The organism is Paenibacillus borealis (assembly GCF_000758665.1).
GTDB classification, from domain to species: Bacteria; Bacillota; Bacilli; order Paenibacillales; family Paenibacillaceae; genus Paenibacillus_AQ; species Paenibacillus_AQ borealis.
In genome coordinates, this window is the sequence record NZ_CP009285.1 from 4,113,645 (window position 1) to 4,130,477 (window position 16,833).

At 49.1% G+C, this 16,833-nt stretch carries 18 protein-coding genes; 12 read left to right on the forward strand and 6 right to left on the reverse strand.

The window, feature by feature from the left end:
* Nucleotides 1–1,428, reverse strand: a complete 1,428-nt coding sequence (locus PBOR_RS17360) for an aldehyde dehydrogenase family protein (RefSeq protein WP_042213735.1) — start codon at nucleotides 1,426–1,428, stop codon at nucleotides 1–3.
* 172 nt (nucleotides 1,429–1,600) lie between these two features.
* Here PBOR_RS17360 and PBOR_RS17365 point away from each other — a divergent pair, with 172 nt between their 5' ends.
* The 6 genes from PBOR_RS17365 (at nucleotide 1,601) to PBOR_RS17390 (ending at nucleotide 5,853) form a co-directional block, all read left to right on the forward strand.
* Nucleotides 1,601–2,263 carry a TetR/AcrR family transcriptional regulator gene (locus PBOR_RS17365; RefSeq protein ID WP_042213737.1) on the forward strand — a complete coding sequence of 221 codons (663 nt, stop codon included), beginning with the start codon at nucleotides 1,601–1,603 and terminating at the stop codon, nucleotides 2,261–2,263.
* Nucleotides 2,264–2,272: 9 nt separating this feature from the next.
* On the forward strand, nucleotides 2,273–2,617 hold the full coding sequence (locus tag PBOR_RS17370; RefSeq protein WP_042213740.1) for a YojF family protein: 345 nt from the start codon (nucleotides 2,273–2,275) through the stop codon (nucleotides 2,615–2,617).
* A gap of 38 nt (nucleotides 2,618–2,655) precedes the next feature.
* Nucleotides 2,656–3,363, forward strand: coding sequence for a bacillithiol biosynthesis deacetylase BshB2 (gene bshB2 / locus PBOR_RS17375; protein WP_042213743.1), 708 nt, complete (start codon nucleotides 2,656–2,658; stop codon nucleotides 3,361–3,363).
* A gap of 155 nt (nucleotides 3,364–3,518) precedes the next feature.
* Nucleotides 3,519–4,061 (forward strand): GNAT family N-acetyltransferase, encoded by a 543-nt coding sequence (locus tag PBOR_RS17380; protein ID WP_042213745.1) that lies wholly within the window; start codon nucleotides 3,519–3,521, stop codon nucleotides 4,059–4,061.
* A 51-nt stretch (nucleotides 4,062–4,112) separates the two neighbouring features.
* Nucleotides 4,113–4,421 (forward strand): hypothetical protein, encoded by a 309-nt coding sequence (locus tag PBOR_RS17385; protein WP_042213747.1) that lies wholly within the window; start codon nucleotides 4,113–4,115, stop codon nucleotides 4,419–4,421.
* A 100-nt stretch (nucleotides 4,422–4,521) separates the two neighbouring features.
* Nucleotides 4,522–5,853: a serine hydrolase domain-containing protein gene (locus PBOR_RS17390; protein ID WP_052429520.1), complete on the forward strand. Its 1,332-nt coding sequence runs from the start codon at nucleotides 4,522–4,524 to the stop codon at nucleotides 5,851–5,853.
* An 83-nt stretch (nucleotides 5,854–5,936) separates the two neighbouring features.
* On the opposite strand, the gene PBOR_RS17395 is transcribed toward PBOR_RS17390, so the two are convergent.
* Nucleotides 5,937–7,316 carry an MFS transporter gene (locus PBOR_RS17395; RefSeq protein WP_042213749.1) on the reverse strand — a complete coding sequence of 460 codons (1,380 nt, stop codon included), beginning with the start codon at nucleotides 7,314–7,316 and terminating at the stop codon, nucleotides 5,937–5,939.
* Between the two features lie 113 nt (nucleotides 7,317–7,429).
* Here PBOR_RS17395 and PBOR_RS17400 point away from each other — a divergent pair, with 113 nt between their 5' ends.
* The 5 genes from PBOR_RS17400 (at nucleotide 7,430) to PBOR_RS17420 (ending at nucleotide 11,715) form a co-directional block, all read left to right on the forward strand.
* Nucleotides 7,430–8,311, forward strand: coding sequence for a LysR family transcriptional regulator (locus PBOR_RS17400; RefSeq protein WP_042213752.1), 882 nt, complete (start codon nucleotides 7,430–7,432; stop codon nucleotides 8,309–8,311).
* A gap of 15 nt (nucleotides 8,312–8,326) precedes the next feature.
* Nucleotides 8,327–9,001 (forward strand): bacillithiol biosynthesis deacetylase BshB2, encoded by a 675-nt coding sequence (gene bshB2, locus PBOR_RS17405; protein ID WP_042213754.1) that lies wholly within the window; start codon nucleotides 8,327–8,329, stop codon nucleotides 8,999–9,001.
* A gap of 48 nt (nucleotides 9,002–9,049) precedes the next feature.
* Nucleotides 9,050–9,523 carry a MarR family transcriptional regulator gene (locus PBOR_RS17410; protein ID WP_042213756.1) on the forward strand — a complete coding sequence of 158 codons (474 nt, stop codon included), beginning with the start codon at nucleotides 9,050–9,052 and terminating at the stop codon, nucleotides 9,521–9,523.
* Nucleotides 9,524–9,729: 206 nt separating this feature from the next.
* Nucleotides 9,730–10,965 (forward strand): MFS transporter, encoded by a 1,236-nt coding sequence (locus PBOR_RS17415; RefSeq protein WP_042213758.1) that lies wholly within the window; start codon nucleotides 9,730–9,732, stop codon nucleotides 10,963–10,965.
* A gap of 141 nt (nucleotides 10,966–11,106) precedes the next feature.
* Nucleotides 11,107–11,715 carry a sugar O-acetyltransferase gene (locus PBOR_RS17420; RefSeq protein ID WP_042213760.1) on the forward strand — a complete coding sequence of 203 codons (609 nt, stop codon included), beginning with the start codon at nucleotides 11,107–11,109 and terminating at the stop codon, nucleotides 11,713–11,715.
* Here the strand turns inward: PBOR_RS17420 and PBOR_RS17425 are convergent.
* Genes PBOR_RS17425 through PBOR_RS17435 form a run of 3 tightly spaced genes read right to left on the reverse strand, consistent with a single transcriptional unit; the run spans nucleotide 11,712 to nucleotide 14,556 of the window.
* Nucleotides 11,712–12,386 carry a LutC/YkgG family protein gene (locus PBOR_RS17425; protein ID WP_042213763.1) on the reverse strand — a complete coding sequence of 225 codons (675 nt, stop codon included), beginning with the start codon at nucleotides 12,384–12,386 and terminating at the stop codon, nucleotides 11,712–11,714. The genes PBOR_RS17420 and PBOR_RS17425 overlap by 4 nt on opposite strands.
* Nucleotides 12,383–13,810, reverse strand: coding sequence for a LutB/LldF family L-lactate oxidation iron-sulfur protein (locus PBOR_RS17430; protein ID WP_042213765.1), 1,428 nt, complete (start codon nucleotides 13,808–13,810; stop codon nucleotides 12,383–12,385). Before PBOR_RS17430 ends, PBOR_RS17425 begins: the two co-directional genes overlap by 4 nt.
* The gene (locus PBOR_RS17435) at nucleotides 13,807–14,556 is read right to left on the reverse strand and encodes a (Fe-S)-binding protein (RefSeq protein ID WP_042213768.1); all 750 of its coding nucleotides are present in this window, start codon (nucleotides 14,554–14,556) and stop codon (nucleotides 13,807–13,809) included. Before PBOR_RS17435 ends, PBOR_RS17430 begins: the two co-directional genes overlap by 4 nt.
* Nucleotides 14,557–14,725: 169 nt before the next feature.
* On the opposite strand from PBOR_RS17435, the gene aldA reads away from it, so the two are divergent.
* Nucleotides 14,726–16,171: an aldehyde dehydrogenase gene (aldA, locus tag PBOR_RS17440; RefSeq protein ID WP_281191755.1), complete on the forward strand. Its 1,446-nt coding sequence runs from the start codon at nucleotides 14,726–14,728 to the stop codon at nucleotides 16,169–16,171.
* 65 nt (nucleotides 16,172–16,236) lie between these two features.
* On the opposite strand, the gene PBOR_RS17445 is transcribed toward aldA, so the two are convergent.
* Nucleotides 16,237–16,656, reverse strand: coding sequence for a GNAT family N-acetyltransferase (locus PBOR_RS17445; protein ID WP_042213771.1), 420 nt, complete (start codon nucleotides 16,654–16,656; stop codon nucleotides 16,237–16,239).
* Nucleotides 16,657–16,833 lie beyond the last annotated feature (177 nt).

Consider the following 16,833-nt stretch of genomic DNA (forward strand, 5'->3'; position numbering starts at 1 on the left):
TTATTTTATACTGTATCCCGTAATCGTCTTCGTCTCCAGACATTCCGCAATACCATATTCCCCGTATTCTCTTCCTAATCCGGACTGTTTATAACCACCGAAGGGGGCTTTCATTTCCGGGCTGGCACCATTGATGCTCACAACGCCGGCGGCAATTCTGGATGCAACCCGGTTGGCCTGATCCAGATCCGCGGAATGCACATAGGCCCCAAGCCCATAGTTGGTGTTATTGGCGATAGCAACCGCTTCTTCCACGGTCTTATAGGTGAGAACCACTAATACAGGTCCGAAAATTTCCTCTCTGGCAATTGTCATATCCTCAGTAACATTTACGAATAGAGTGGGTTTAACGAAATAACCATGCTCTAATCCAGCAGGCCGGCCTATGCCTCCAGTCACCAATTCCGCGCCTTCCTCGATACCTATCTGAATATAGCGTTGTACGTTCAGGAACTGCTTCTCCGTAACAATTGGGCCAAGCACCGTGTCTTCATCCCAGGGATTACCGACTTTCACTGCCCCGATTGCTGATTGTGCCAGCTGCTTCACTTCCTGGAGACGATGCTCCGGAACAAGAATTCGCGTACCTGCCACACAAGCCTGCCCATTATTCATAAATCCTTGAGCTATCGCTACTGGAATCACTTTGGTGTAATCAACATCATCCAGAATTATGTTCGGTGACTTACCCCCGAGCTCCAAGGTAACCCGTTTCAGGGTTTCTGCTGCGCTTTTCAGGATTTCTTTGCCGACACGGGTCGAGCCGGTAAAAGAAATCAGCGCCACATCCGGATTACGGGTGAGTTCGGCACCCACGGTATGGCCGTAACCATTCACGACATTAATGACTCCTTTGGGGAGTCCGGCATTGTGGAATGCTTCCGTAATTCTTCCGGTCTGCATAGCACTAAGCTCACTCGGCTTGATGACGACTGTACATCCCGCAGCAATGGCTGCCGCAAGCTTCGCGGTGATTTGTGAATAACTTGCATTCCAGGGCGTAATAATCCCGACGACACCAACGGGCTCAGAGACTACCTTGGCAGAAGCGATATAACGGACAAATTCAAAGTTGTCCAGCGCCTGCTTCGTATCGAGGAAATTAGCAGCAGCCAGCTTCACGCGGCCGATGGCTGATTTTTTCGGGGCACCATATTCCTCAATATTTGCTTCCACCATTGCATCCATGTTCGCCAGAACAGCATCATGCAGCCGCTGCAGCATTTCACTGCGCTCTTCCACAGAAGTCTGAGAGAAGGTGGCGAAAGCTTCCTTAGCTGCAGCAATAGCCAGTCTGGCATCCTCTTCATTACCGAGTACAACCTGACCTATCACTTCCTGGGTAGCCGGATTGATCAACTGCTGAAGTTCCTTTCCTTGCGGCTCAATAAACTCACCATTCACGTATAACCTGTCTATTGTAAACATACAGACATCTCCTGTTCTTAAGATGGATTAGTTTGATGACGAGGAAATAATATCACGATAAGTATTCAAAGTAAACAAAAAGAACATAAAGTGTCTAATATGTGCATTGTGTTTCGTCCTTTGTAATTTTCATGTATAATGGATTGACTGGCCAACAGGAGGAAAAAACAGTATGTCCTTAGACCCAAAGAAGTCCCTGACGCAAAGCAAGCTTTTGAAAAAAATCATTCCAGCCGTTATGAAGGATGGCTTTCAGCAGTTAAAAATGGAAGAAATCGCGAAACTGATGGATGTCAGCCGTGCGACTATGTACAAGCATTTTTCCTCTAAAGAAGAGGTCATTGCCGGTGTAGTGTACATTTTTGTGGACTACATAGATCAATTAAAGCTTCCTTCCGTGCAGGTGGAGGGAGAATTATTCGGGGTTTCCTTTCAGCAGCTGTTTGAGCAGTCGGTTTCGCTCGCCGGTAAAATATCAGAGGTTTTCCTGAAGGAACTGCAGGGCGCTTACCCGGAGCTGTCGGACAGCCTGAAGTCGGCTCTACTGCAGCGCGAGTCGCAATCGTTAGAGTTTTACCGCCACGGTATAGACCAAGGCATATTCCAGCCGATCAACGAAAGATTCATTCTGCTTCAAGATGAGCTGCTGCTGCGTGAGATTATGAATACGAAGTATTTACTGCAGAATCAGACCTCTATTCAGCAGGTACTGACGGACTACTATCAGTTTAAGAAAGTTCAGTTGTTCCGGCCGGAGAAGATGGGGCTCATCGATGATCATCTGATTATTCCGGTCATTAATCATGTCGCAGAGAAATACAATCGTACACTGTAGGAGGACAATATGCAGCTAATTCAACCCCAAGAAATCCAGTCCCATATCGACCGGTTTACCGGTCTGGACCTATATATTCATCTCGAACTTACAACAGGCGCTTACGCCAGTCACATCGACAGTTCGCGTCCGCCGGGATCAGCGTTCATCAGTAATGCAGTTATCCGCTACACACATGGTTCGATTTCCGGAACTGGGCCTTACCGGGTCGGCCTGAAGACAGAGCAGGGCTGGATTTATGCGGAAGGGCTTACCCATGTGGATGAGAACGAAACCGAGCGGCTAATCCTGGCCGGACATGATAATCAGGGCAAGCTGATTGTGGCATTGCAGCTTAGCCGGAACCCTTTTTAATGCAAATGGAGGATCAAGCAACCGTGAATAGTAGAACTATGACAAATAAGAAAATCTTAGTGGTGTTACCCCATCCTGATGATGAGGCGTATTTTGTCTCCGGGACATTGGCTAAGTACATAGAAGAAGGTGCTCAGGTTACCTATGCCTGCCTGACCTTAGGCGAGATGGGCCGCAACATGGGGGTGCCGCTGTTCGCGAACCGTGTCACCCTGCCGGCCATACGTAAGCTGGAGCTGGCTGCGTCCGCTCAGTCCATAGGTATTCAAGACTTAAGAATGCTCGGCTTCCATGATAAAATGATCGAGTTCGAAGACCGGGATCTGCTGGATAGTCAGATTATGAAGCTGATTCAGGAACTGACTCCGTCGCTCGTCATTACCTTTTATCCCGGTTACAGCGTTCATCCCGATCATGATGCCACAGGAGCTGCTGTTATTCGCACAATTGCCCGGTTACCTCTGACAGAAAGGCCAGTTGTACATTGCTCTGCTTTCTCTAACAATCATGAGAAGGTGATCGGGAAGGCGGATGTAAGTATAGATGTGACCCGATTCCTCGCTACTAAAATAAAGTCTATCCTGTCGCACAGCTCCCAGTTCCAGGAGGACAAGCTTCTTGGCGGGCGTGATATAACAGATGATATTATCCGCAGCAAGTTCGGCACAGAACGGTTCTGGACCTACCAGTTCGGGGATGTCATTGCAGCGAAACCGAGAGGAGATTTAGTTTGTGCGCAGATGTAAGTGCAATATTCATTGACCGGGATGGAACGATAGGCGGTTCAGATGAGGTAAAAGTATAGAGAGAAATGGTCCGTCACGGAGCCGGATTATATAGCCGTTAATCTCGAAGATGCAGTGAATTATGTGATGAATTTAGCTGGATAGGAGTGTTACTGATGACAGAACAACAAGTTTACATACGGTTCCCTGAGGATACAGATGCTGTTGAGCTGACGGCGATGTACAAGCGCAACCGGGAGTTTTTCGAAGAGCATTCTCCGGACGTTCCTGATGAGTTCTATACAGAAGAGTATCAGCGCGACAGGATTTTGAAGTATAAGGAAGACAGAGCTGCGGACGATAGATACGATTTCCTGGTATGTCATAAGGCGGATAACCGGATTATAGGCACTGTAAGCTTGTCTTTTGTGGTGCGGGGACCGCTGCAGAGCAGTATGATCGGATACAGCCTGGATAAAGAGTATAATGGAAAAGGCTACATGACGGAGGCGGTGAAGCAAGTAGTACGCTATGCCTTCGAGGAGCTGAAGTTCCACCGGATCACAGGGGAAGCTTCCCCCGGAAATCCCGGATCGATCCGTGTTCTGGAGAATGCCGGATTCCACAGGGAAGGAATTGCCCAGCGCAACGTGAAGATCAAGGGAGTATGGGAGGATCATCAGATTCTGGCTATTCTTAATCCGTCAGATCTGATCTAGCAAGAGCAATGCATTCATAGCATTCATAATCAAAATTCCGGAGGTTCATCTATGAGTCAGCGTTTGCGTATCACCCGTTCCATGCAACAGGATAATGAAGAGCAAGCTATTACTTTGGAAGAGTGCACACAGTATTTTGCAGACAAACCCGATTTCTCGTATTCGCAAGTCTTAACTGTAAAAGGACCCGAGAGTACGATGTCCATCGATGGTGATTTTTTCATGTGGAGCTATGAGGGGATGGAATTCCCTTTCCGGTTGTACATGGGAGATCTGTACGTTGCTCTTTCTACGGAAGCTATCGTTCCTGTAATGCTCGAAATTGCCACCGCCCTGCGGGCTGACGTGGTTGAAGGATAGCTTAGGGAAAGTTCAGCTTAATCTGTTTATTATACATTAAGTAACCCCTGGTGATGTTATATTTATCCAATGAGTACGGCACATTTAGGGGGGCAACTGAATGAATATTGATAAGACCAGAGTAAGTCCGCTGCACGCGATGTTGAGCGATTTTGTTGAGAATGGACCGTTTACGGGATTAGCTATAGGCATTGTTAAAGATAACGAGGTTATCTTCACAGGTGAGTATGGAGCAGCCAATGTGGCGACAGGTGAGCCAGTGGATAGCAGCACTTTATTTCATCAAGCCTCCGTCTCCAAAACATTCGTAGTTACAGCCGTTATGCAGCTGGTGGAACGCGGACAGGTAGAGCTGGATTCGCCTATCACGAACTATCTTCCGTATTTCAAAATGGAGGATGAACGTTATCTCCAGGTTACTGTAAGACAGCTGCTCAACCATACGTCCGGCATGCCGGATGAAGAGGATTATGCCTGGGACCGGCCTGAATATGACGAAGAGTGTCTCGAACGGTACGTGAAAAGTGTCAGCCGTCACAAGCTGCTGAGCGAACCCGGCACTCATTTTGCTTATAGTAATATCGCTTATGAAGTTCTGGGCGATTTGATCGCCAAGGTCAGCGGACTGAGCTTTGAGCAGTATATGAATGAGCATATTCTTGAACCGGCGGGGATGACATCCAGTTCATTTCTGAAGCAGGAGGTGGAAACGGCTCTGGCCGCTCCTCATGTGCTGAAGAATTCAGCAGGGTACGGCCCCAGCGTAAGTGAAGTGTTTCCTTACAACAGGGCGCATGCTCCCAGTTCCACGCTGTATACCAACGCCCAAGATATGTGCCATTATATGCTGATGCAGCTGGGTCAGGGGAAGGCCAAGAATCGGTATAATGCCTTACAGCCCGGCAGCTATGATCAGATGTGGAATCCTACTATGGCTACAGGCTGGGGACCTGAACATAAGCATGTCGGGTTGGGCTGGTTCCTGGGTGAGTATAAAGGCTCCCGGATTCTCTCGCATTCCGGATGGGATACCGGTTTTCTGAGTGACCTGATCCTGTTCCCGGATAACAATATAGGCATCTCAATAATGACCAACTGTGACTATGTATGGCTTGGCAGTGCAACCTATCCAATCCTTGATCTGCTGCTGGGTTCGGATATTAGTCAGCTCAAGCAGTCGATGGCACATCTTGTTGCCAAAGCTGCTGTAACGAATGGAATCGATATTGCACTTGAAGAATACCAGCGTATCAATAGTTTGGAGAAGGACAAGCATTATTTTGTTGATTTTGAATTTGTGCGCGTCTCCGATACCTTAAGCTGGAGGGGCCACCGTGAAGAAGCTATCCGCGTTCTTACCTGTGCCGCCGCAATCTTCCCTGATAGTGAATCTGTTTCGGGAAGATTGAAGGGGCTTATGGCAGAAGCATAGACGTGTGCAGATACTCACCACAAGAACATAAAAAGGTTCCTCTTACAGTCAATAGGACTGCGGAGGAGCCTTTTTATAAGATTCTATAGTTGCTGCGCTGAATCCATACGCCGCCGGCTCATAAACACTAGAGACAGAGCAACAATGGTGAGGATGATGCCCAGTACCTGGAATCCTTCGAAGCTGAACTGGTTTCCCATCACGATGCCGATCAGCAGTGAAGAGAGGATAGTCCCGAAGTATCTGGACGTACTGAATAGCCCGGAGGATACACCGATAATGTCTTTCGGTGAACTGTTGAATAAGGCGGCTTGCATCGCAACATTGTTCAGTCCGTTACTGATTCCGAAGGCCGCCAGGGCCAGACATACGCTGATTACCGGTGATGAAGGATTCAAAATCACGAGCCATGCCGACCCAAGTGTCATAAGGATTGCGGAGATTATCATTGCCGGTCTTGGTCCGGATCTATCAATCCATCTTCCTGCCAGCGGTGAAATAATCAGCGAGCATAGTCCCAGACTTAACATAAGAATTCCTGTGTGGAACTCGCTGACATGTCTAACCAGCTGCAGGTAAGACGGCAAGCCGAAAAAGACAGAATAAAACAGAAGATTAACCAGCATGAACTGAAGATTGACCCAGGTCAGTGCAGGATAGCTCGCGAAAGTCCGCAGCGGAATAAAAGGCGACTTTGCGCTGAGCTCATGCCGCACGAAGACTGTAAGGAGAACGATTCCGGCCAAGCCGGCAATAACATTAAATAAGGAGACATGCCCGGAGGATTTGGCAGACAGTAATTGGGCGAGCAGGGCAATCAGGCCTACAGTGAACAGCAGAATACCCGGCACATCCATCCGGTTCATCCATTGTCTTACTGAAAGCTTATTGGCAGGTGAAGCCGGTGGCTGGTCCTTCGGAATAGTCCTCCAGGCTAACACAAAGCTAGCCGTCACAAAGGGAACATTGATGAAGAAGATGGACGACCAGCCCCATAAGTGAATGAGTACCCCTCCGAAAAAAGGTCCAATGGCTGCGGCTCCCGAGGTAAACATGGACAGCACAGACAGCGCGGTTGCTTGCTTCTCCGTAATATGCACCCGCACAATAGCCATTCCTACCGCAACCACCATACTCGTTCCAATGGATTGTACAATCCGGAATACGATCAGCCACCCGAAGCCCGGGGACAAGGGGGCTAATATAGAAGCAACGAAGGCGATAACCAGCCCGGTAAGAAAGATGGTCCTGCGGCCGAATAGATCGCTGGCTTTGCCCATGACGGGTTGAGCAACAGCACTGGCAATATAGAATGAGAAGATGATCCAGGAGACTGCGGTGTAATCAAGCTGGAACTGATGCTGTAATCGTGGTATAGCCACAGAAACCATCGAAGAGTTGAGCGGGTTTAGCAGGATTCCCAGCCCAACGGATATCATTAACCACCAGCTGCGGGCATTCATTATATTTTCCCCCTGTAAGTTCTTTAAGGATATCGTACTTGAAACGAGTTATTTACTCCAACGCATTTTATGTTATGATTTCATAGACTTGAGGGAATGAATGGAGGCGGGGTATGGAGCTTCTTCAATTACAATATTTCATCACTGTGGCCCGCTTGGAGCATATGACCGAGGCTGCACTCACTCTGCACGTGACTCAATCTTCACTCAGCAAGACCATTCAGCGCCTGGAAGAGGATCTTGGGGTTCCCCTGTTTGACCGGACCGGGAGGAAGCTGCGCTTAAATGAGTCCGGCAGCAGATTCCTTCCACGTGCGGAGAAGGCCTTGTTTGAATTGGAGCAGGGGAGGCAGGAGCTTAGAGATCTGTCCAGCCTGGAGCCGGATACACTTGAATTAGCCGTAACCACTGCAAGCACATTGCCTAATATCCTCCGGGAATTCCGCAAAAAGCTGCCTGCTGTCCATTTCCACGTACAAATGCTGTCCATGCAGGAGATGATTACCCTTCTTCGAAGGGGAGAGGTCGATTTCTGTTTGTCTTCACCGCCGGTATGGGGAGATGATATGGAATGTCAAATCGTCTGCAACGACCCTATATATGTTGCCGTTCCAGTAGGTCACCCTTTGGCAGGCCGCCGGAGCTTATCGCTAATTGAACTCAAGGATGAATGGTTTGCCGGTGTGAAAAGAGGCTATGGTATCCGCGATTTAGTGGACTCAGTGTGCCAATCTGCAGGCTTTACACCCCGCTATGCGTATGAAGGGGATGAGCCGGCAAGGCTGGTTGCCCTGGTGGAAGCCGGAATCGGCTTAGCCTTCATCCCCGGCACGGCCAAGAATTCACAGGATAATATCCTGTTGATCCCTATCGAGGATCAGGGTCTGGTCAGGGAGATCGCCTTGTTATGGCATAAAGACCGCTACATTTCACAGGCTGGACGGATATTCCGTGACGTCGTTATTGAATACTTCAATGGAAACAATGAAAAGTGAAGGAGGTTGTAATCCATGGATACTAATCAGTATGAACATAAACGCATTCTAGTTGTATTTCCGCATCCCGATGATGAAGCCTTCGCTGCCGCAGGTACCCTGGCGAAGTATATAGACGGCGGTGCTGAAGTGACCTATGCCTGTCTGACCTTAGGGGAGATGGGGCGGAACATGGGAATCCCGCCGTTTGCGAACCGGGTTACTTTGCCGGAGATTCGTAAGGAAGAATTGATAGCCTCCTGCCGTGCGATTGGCATTCAAGACCTACGGATGCTTGGTTTCCACGATAAAATGATCGAATTCGAAGATCCGCAGCTGCTGGACAATACACTGCTGGCGTTGCTCAAAGAATTGACCCCATCACTGGTCATTACCTTTTATCCTGGATATAGTGTACATCCCGATCACGATGCCACCGGAGCCGCTGTTATCCGGGCGGTTAGCAGGCTCCCGGCTGCGGAACGGCCGATGGTTCACTGCATTGCATTCTCCAGCAACCATGAGCAGATGATCGGTCCGCCGGATGTGAATGTAGATGTGACTGCATTCCTTGCGAGGAAAATGGCCTCGATTCAGGCTCACACTTCGCAATATCAGGCGGCGGAGCTTGTTGGAAGCCGGGAGCTGACAGCGGAGGAGATTCAAATCCGCTTCGGGCGGGAATCCTTTTGGACCTACCGGGTGGAATAAGTGCTACAATAATAATGAAAATGCACTAAGGCGTTGGGAGGACAGGCCATGAATAAAGAAGAACAGGTCCTGATGAGTTTCAGGGATTTATTTAACAAGCTGAGCTGGCTGAATAAATCCAAGATGGAAGAGAGTCTTAAGGGGTACAAGCCCTCTGAGGTACATTGCATCGAATATATCGGGCAAAATGCGGATTCCAACGTGACTATACTTGCAGAGCATTTTTATATGACCAGAAGTGCCATAAGTAAAATAACCAAGAAGCTCATGGAAAAGGGCTATATTGAAAGTTACCAGAAGCCGGATAATAAGAAAGAAATCTATTTCAGGCTTACTAAGCAAGGGGAAGCAGTCAGCAAAGTCCATGAGGAACTGCACCAGGAATTCCGGGAGCGGGATAAAGCCGTATTCGAGCAGGTAACCGAGGAGCAATATGACAACATGCTTGGCTTCATTGAGAAGTATAGCAGGCATTTGGATACAGAAATCACGAAGCTCAGTGCAGATTTGAAATCAGAATGAATTGAATAATGATATGAAACCAAAGGCAGCCGGGCTCTATTGAGAGCGGCTGTCTTTTTATTGCATAGAAAACTGCGGGTGAGGCGGACTGAGGGGCGGCCCAGGAGATTTTGTTATTGCGATTTTTGTTGACGAGGACACAAAAGTGAGGTAGGATGATTATGTTTCCTAGGAAACATAATCATAGCGTTTGAGGGGAGAATTACATGTTCAAATCCAGATCACAACCTACACAGAACACAGAACAAACCGTAGACAGACACGCTTTGATCTTCGGCCTTATCTCTGTATTTCTGTGCGGAATAGGCTTCACTATCATAGCGCCTGTCGTTCCATTCTTAGTGCAGCCGTATACCCATAATCCGGGAGAACAAGCGGTAATGGTTACGCTGCTGACCTCCGTTTATGCATTTTGCGTGTTTTTTGCGGCCCCGGTACTTGGAGCACTAAGCGACAAATTTGGCCGCCGTCCATTGCTCATACTATGTCTGCTCGGTTCTGCGATCGGGTACTTCGTCTTCGGGATAGGAGGAGCCCTATGGGTACTGTTCGCCGGACGGATCATAGAAGGTATAACAGGCGGGAGCATCAGCACGATCTTCGCCTATTTTGCCGACATTATTCCTCCAGAGCAAAGAACCAAGTACTTTGGCTGGGTGAGTGCGGTAGTAGGTGCAGGCACTATTATTGGGCCGAGTGTAGGCGGATTACTTGCCAAGTTTGGCTATGCTGTACCGATGTATTTTGGTGCGGCCATTACTTTATTGAATGTTATCTACGGATTATTCTTCATGCCGGAGAGTCTGAGCAAGAATAATAGACTGAAAGAGATTACCATTGTTAGACTGAATCCATTCTCACAGCTGGCCAGTCTGCTCTCCATGAAAAACTTGAACAGGCTGCTTATTTCCGCCTTCCTGCTCTGGATACCTAATGGATCTATGCAGGCTGTGTTCTCACAATTCACAATGGATTCCTTCAGCTGGAAGCCGGTAATCATCGGGCTAATGTTCTCCATTATGGGCTTCCAGGATATCCTGTCACAAGGCTTCATCATGCCCAAGCTTCTGAAGAAATTAAGTGATCAGCAGATCGCCGTGCTTGGAATGGTCTCGGAAATTATAGGCTATGGTTTCATTGCCGTCTCGTCTCTCTTAGCTTTCTATCCGCTGTTCATCGTTGGGATGTTCATCTTCGGCTTTGGCGATTCGATCTTCGGGCCTTCATTCAACGGGATGCTCTCCAAGTCTGTGGATTCGAGTGAACAAGGAAGGATTCAAGGCGGCAGCCAATCAATTCAGGCGCTGGCCAGAATGATCGGACCTCTCATTGGAGGGCAAATCTACGTTTCTCTTGGACACGCCGCACCTGCTGTTATGGGGATCATCCTTATTGCAGCAGCAATACCTGTTCTATATAAGAGAGCACATGTGACAATGTAAAATGTCCCGCAGCCCCGCCAGCCGGCGGGGCTGCTTGTTCTTCAGCTATAATTATGGTATAACTTATTATAAGTCGTTTAATAAGTTCTGGCTGAAGTGCAGCATAGCCGGCAACCCTACAGGAAAAGGCAGGAACAAACAATGAACCAGAAAGAAAGAATGCTTGCAGGACTTCCTTATAAAGCCTGGCTCGATGGATTAACGGAAGAGAGAACAGCTGCGAGACTGAAGGTCCACCAGTTCAATCTGCTCCGTCCCGATGAAGAAGAGGAGAGAGCAGCACTGATCCGGGAGATCTTCGGCAAGACAGGAGAGGTAATTCATATCGAAGCGCCCTTCCACTGTGATTATGGAACGAATATCTCCGTAGGGAATAATTTCTATGCTAATTTCAACTGTACCATTCTTGATGTCGGCAGAGTCGTCATCGGTGATAATGTCATGTTTGCTCCGAATGTATCGCTCTATACAGCAGGTCATCCCATCCATCCGGACTCCAGAAATTCTGGATATGAGTACGGTATTGCTATAACAATCGGCAATAATGTCTGGATAGGCGGCAATGTCATTGTGAATCCCGGCGTAACCATTGGCAACAATGTAGTAATTGGGGCTGGCAGTGTAGTGACCAAAGATATACCGGATAACGTGATCGCTGTAGGAAGCCCTTGCAGAATTATCCGTGAGATCACCGAAGAAGACCGGAAGTATTATTATAAAGACAGAGAATTTGATGTTACGGATTACTAGATAAGTACATAGGTGGCTCTCAGCGGTCCATGTACACCCACTACGAGCTTCATTTCAATATCGGCCGAATTGGAGGGACCGGAGATGAAATTAATGGATGAGCCCACCGGCTCACCGGCTTGAATTCTCCGGTTAAACGCTGCTGCTGCCTGAGTGGAGCGGAGCACAAGCCTCTGCCGCTCAATCACCGCAATATAATGGGCAGGCAGGAAGTGGAGGGAGCGGCCCTGATCCGGGCGGCTCTCCACCACAACCGTTCCGGACTCGGCCAGTGCGCAGTCGGCGAAGATAATCGCTGTATTCGCCGATTCGGCACGCTTAATATTCGCCTCTCTTCCTGCTGCTTCCTCCCATACGAATGCTTCCGGGAACGCCAGCCCGTAACCCTCAAAACGGGAATCTCCGGAAGTCATTACGATCCCGCCGCCATTCGCTTCTATAAGATCGTCCAACGTCCGCTGCAGAATCTCCGGATTCGATTCAATCACCTGAGTATGAATGAAGAAACACTGCTCTTTAAGAATCTCTACCAAATCGTCGTTAGTTAGCTGGCCATAGCTGTCCGGAATCAGGTCCTGTATAACAGGACGCTGAACATGAGTCTTACGTTCCCGGCCCAGCTTAGAGGCAATTGTATTCAGAAAAGCCTCCTTATTCGAGGATACTGTCATTGCTCTGCCCCTCCTTTACGTTTCTCCATCCATGCCCGGAAGCTGTCCTGCTGCTTGACGGGCTGCTTCAGGTCACGGGCATGAATCCAGCCGTGAATCAAGGCGGGCCCTCTTACGATTCGTCCGCGCTTGCTCATCAGCCGGCTGGCAGAGTGTGCAAACCGCAGGCTTCGGCCGAATAGGGCAGGGGAGGACAGCAGCCGGCTGGCTGCCTTCATCTGAAGCCGGTCTCCGGCACCTGTTCTCCGCTGCTGCACAATGTTCTGACGGTGCATAATCAGCTGCTCATGCAGCGGAATCTTCACCGGGCAGACATCTGTGCAAGCGCCGCAGAGACTGGATGCAAAAGGCAGCTCTTTATAGTCATCGTAGCCGCCAAGCAGCGGGGTGATTACCGCGCCGATCGGACCGGGGTAGATCGAACCGTAAGCATGCCCGCCGATATGACGGTAGATCGGACAGACATTAAGGCAAGCTCCGCAGCGGATACACTGCAGCGCCTCGTTAAATTCACTTCCCAGAATATCGGACCGGCCGTTGTCGACGACAACCAGGTGGAATTCCTCGGGACCGTCTGTCTCTCCGGCAGCAGATGGACCCATTACGGTAATGTAGCTGGTTAATTTCTGTCCGACAGCACTGCGGCAGAGCAGGTTATCCAGCACCTCCATTTCCTCCAGGGTCGGAACAATCCGCTCCATACCCATCACCGCAATATGTGTCTTCGGAATGGCAGCCGTAAGATCACCGTTGCCCTCATTGGTTACAAGATTGATCGCTCCCAGATTAGCAATGGCGAAGTTGCAGCCCGTGATGCCGACTTCCGCTTCCAGGAACTTCTGGCGCAGGACCGTCCGGGCAAATCCGGCCAGATTCTCCGGCGTTTCATCGCCTGTATATCCAAGCTTCTCTGAGAACACCCGCTGGATTTGTCTCCGGTCTTTATGCAATGCGGGAGCGACGATATGCGAGGGAGGGTCCCAATCATCCATTTGGAGGATATACTCCCCAAGATCCGTCTCAATCAGCTCACAGCCGGCTTCAATCAAGACCCGGTTCAGCTCAATTTCCTCCGTAACCATGGATTTGGATTTAACGACCTTGGTGGCCTGTTTACGCACAACAACATCCCGTATATAACTGCTGGCTTCTTCTTTGGTAGCAGCAAAATAGACATGCCCGCCCTGTTTCTCAACATTATCAGCGAGCTGCTCCAGATAATAATCCAGGTTCTGCAGGGTATGCTGGCGGATGAGCTGGCCCACGTTCCGCCATTGCTCCCAATCCCCTAGTGTGGTGGCGGCAGACAGACGTCTCGTCTTGAGACTGTCCTGTGCTGAACCGACAGCATTACGCATGAACGAATCCCCAAGGCCGTCCAATGTCCGTTCGCTGAAATCACGTTTATCGGTTTGCAGGCTCATGTACGGCTTCCCCCTCTGCTTACAACAGACTGATGCTGATTCAGCACTTCCGCGATATGCATGATCCGGACAGGCTCACCCTTGCGGGACAATCGGCCCCCGATATTCAGCAGGCAGCCCATATCCGCACTAATCAGAATATCAGCTCCGGTATCCTTGATACAGCCACATTTCTCGTCCACCATCTGCTCGGAAATCTCAGGCATTTTCACCGAGAAGGTTCCTCCAAAGCCACAGCAGTTATCGCTGTTCTTGAGCGGCTCCAGCTGCAGTCCTTTGACCTGTTCTAGTAATTGGTACGGAGTTTCCTTCTCACCCAGCAGCCTTGTCATGTGGCAGGAACGGTGGTAGGTGGCGGTTCCTTCCAGGCTTGCACCAACATCGGTAACGCCTAGCACCTTGACGATGAACTGTGTGAACTCATAGGATTTCTCCTTCAAAGCAACCGCTTTCAACTCCCACTGCGGGTCACCCTTGAAGATCTTCGGGTATTCATGGAACATAGCGATACAGGAGCCGGACGGACCCACAACATAATCGGAGTGCTCGAAGGCAAGCATCATATTCTGCATAGCCAGCTTGGAATCCTTCAGATAGCCGCTGTTATATGTGGGTTGCCCGCAGCAGACCTGCGAAGCCGGGAAATCAATCTCACAACCCAGCCGCTCAAGAACTTCAACCATAGCAATACCGACATCTGGGGTCATAAGGTCTACTAAACAAGTAGAGAAAATACTGACTTTCACGACCGATCCCTCCAATCAATGTAACCCTATAATTATAGCTTAACTCAAAAAGTCAATGAAAAACAACACAAAAACAAATAGTAAATGTGAATCTTATTGACAATAAATATTGATAGCGTTTACACTATGGTGGGGCAATTGTAATAATCTACCTTGAGGGGGAGAAACAGTGACCAAGCATTTGATGTATATCGATGGCCAATTTACGGAATCCGAAGGCAAAGAATGGATCGAAGTAACCAACCCGGCAACAGATGAAGTAATCTCACAGGTTCCCAAGGCTACAAGGAATGATGTCATACGTGCCATTAATGCAGCAGAGGAAGCCCAGTCGGCCTGGGAGGAGACCCCGGCGGTGGAGAGAGGCAGATATTTGCATGCCATTGCAGACGGGATTCGCGCGGAAGCGGACAGCATCGCCAGGCTGATCTCGGAAGAAGTAGGCAAAACACTTGAATTATCTACGGTAGAGGTTAACTTTACAGCTGATTATTTGGATTATATGGCGGAATGGGCACGGCGGTATGAAGGGGAGATCGTTCAGAGCGACCGTGATAATGAGAATATCTTTGTGTTTAAACGGGCGATTGGTGTAACAACAGGCATCCTCCCCTGGAATTTCCCGTTCTTCCTGATCGCGAGAAAGATGGCTCCGGCGCTGATTACCGGCAATACGATTGTCGTCAAGCCAAGTGCGGAATCTCCGAATAATGCAGTGGCCTTCAGCCGCATTGTTGATAAAGCCGGTCTGCCCAAAGGGGTATTCAACCTGGTAACAGGCAGGGGCGGAGAAGTGGGCCATGAACTGGCCAGTAACCCGAAAGTCGGAATGGTCAGTCTTACAGGCAGCGTACCCGCCGGACAAAAGGTGATGGAGGCAGCCGCCGAGAATATCATCAAGGTCAGTCTGGAGCTTGGGGGCAAGGCACCGGCCATTGTCATGAAGGATGCCGATCTGGACCTGGCGATCAAAGCGATTGTGGATTCCCGGGTGATTAATACAGGCCAAGTCTGTAATTGTGCAGAGCGCGTCTATGTGCATGAGTCCATTAAGGATGAATTCACCTCCCGCCTGGTAGAGGTTATGAAGGCAGTGAAATACGGAGACCCGCTCAAGGATAAGGATATTCAGATGGGACCTCTGATTAATAAGGCCGCACAAGATTCAGTTCAGCAGAAGGTAGACCGGGCAGTACAAGAGGGCGCCACAATTGCGCTCGGAGGCAAAAAGGTGGAAGGTGCAGGCAGCTTCTTCGAGCCGACGGTCATTACGAATGCAACCAACGACATGGAGATTGTGCAGGATGAAATCTTCGGACCGGTCATCCCGGTCATATCGTTCTCAACTCTGGATGAAGCGATCGCGCTTGCCAACGACAGTGAATTCGGCTTAACCTCGTCCTTATATACCCAGAATCTTAACGTAGCCATGAAAGTGATTAAACGCCTGAAATATGGTGAAACCTATATCAACCGCGAGAATTTCGAGGCGATGCAGGGCTTCCACGCAGGCTGGAGAAAGTCCGGGATCGGTGGAGCGGACGGCAAACACGGGTTGAACGAATATCTGCAGACACATGTAGTCTATCTACAATATGATAAGTCGGTTAATTAAGTGAACTCATAATTCCCGCAGATATAATAAATGCTCCCAGGCAGTTTGGGAGCATTTTTGCGTTGCTATTCAAGACTTTTCTTCAAATAATATTTCGTCTGGCCTTCCTGGGGACAATCATGGATCTCACCGAAGATCCCATACCCCTGCTTCTGATAAAAGTGCGGAGCCTGCCAGCTCATAGTCGTTAATTCGCTCACCTTGCAGCCGCGCGACCGGGCCCTGTCTTCCAGCTCCTTGAGCAATATTGCGCCTAGTCCATTGCCTCTATAGACGGGATCGACGGCCAGCAGATGAACATTTAGAATCTTCCAGACCATATCTCCAGTAATGCCCCCAACATATGTATCGCCTTCATACGCTGCCAGCGAGATGACTTCGCGCTCATAAGGCGGAATGCTGTCGTCCATACGCCGGCTATGTTCCTCCAGTAATCCCGAGATTTCCTGCTGATTCTGCTCCTGATTTAACTCTTCGATTCTCAACCCAATCACTCCTTCTGCTGAAATTGTAACACAAATATTAATTATTATTGACAATTTGCCTGTAGTTAAATATATTGTTCATAAGAATAAATGTTTCCCACGGGAAACAATTATGTACGAAGAACCCATTGTTTCGTTTGGGAAACAAAATATCAAGACCAATACTACAGCGGATTT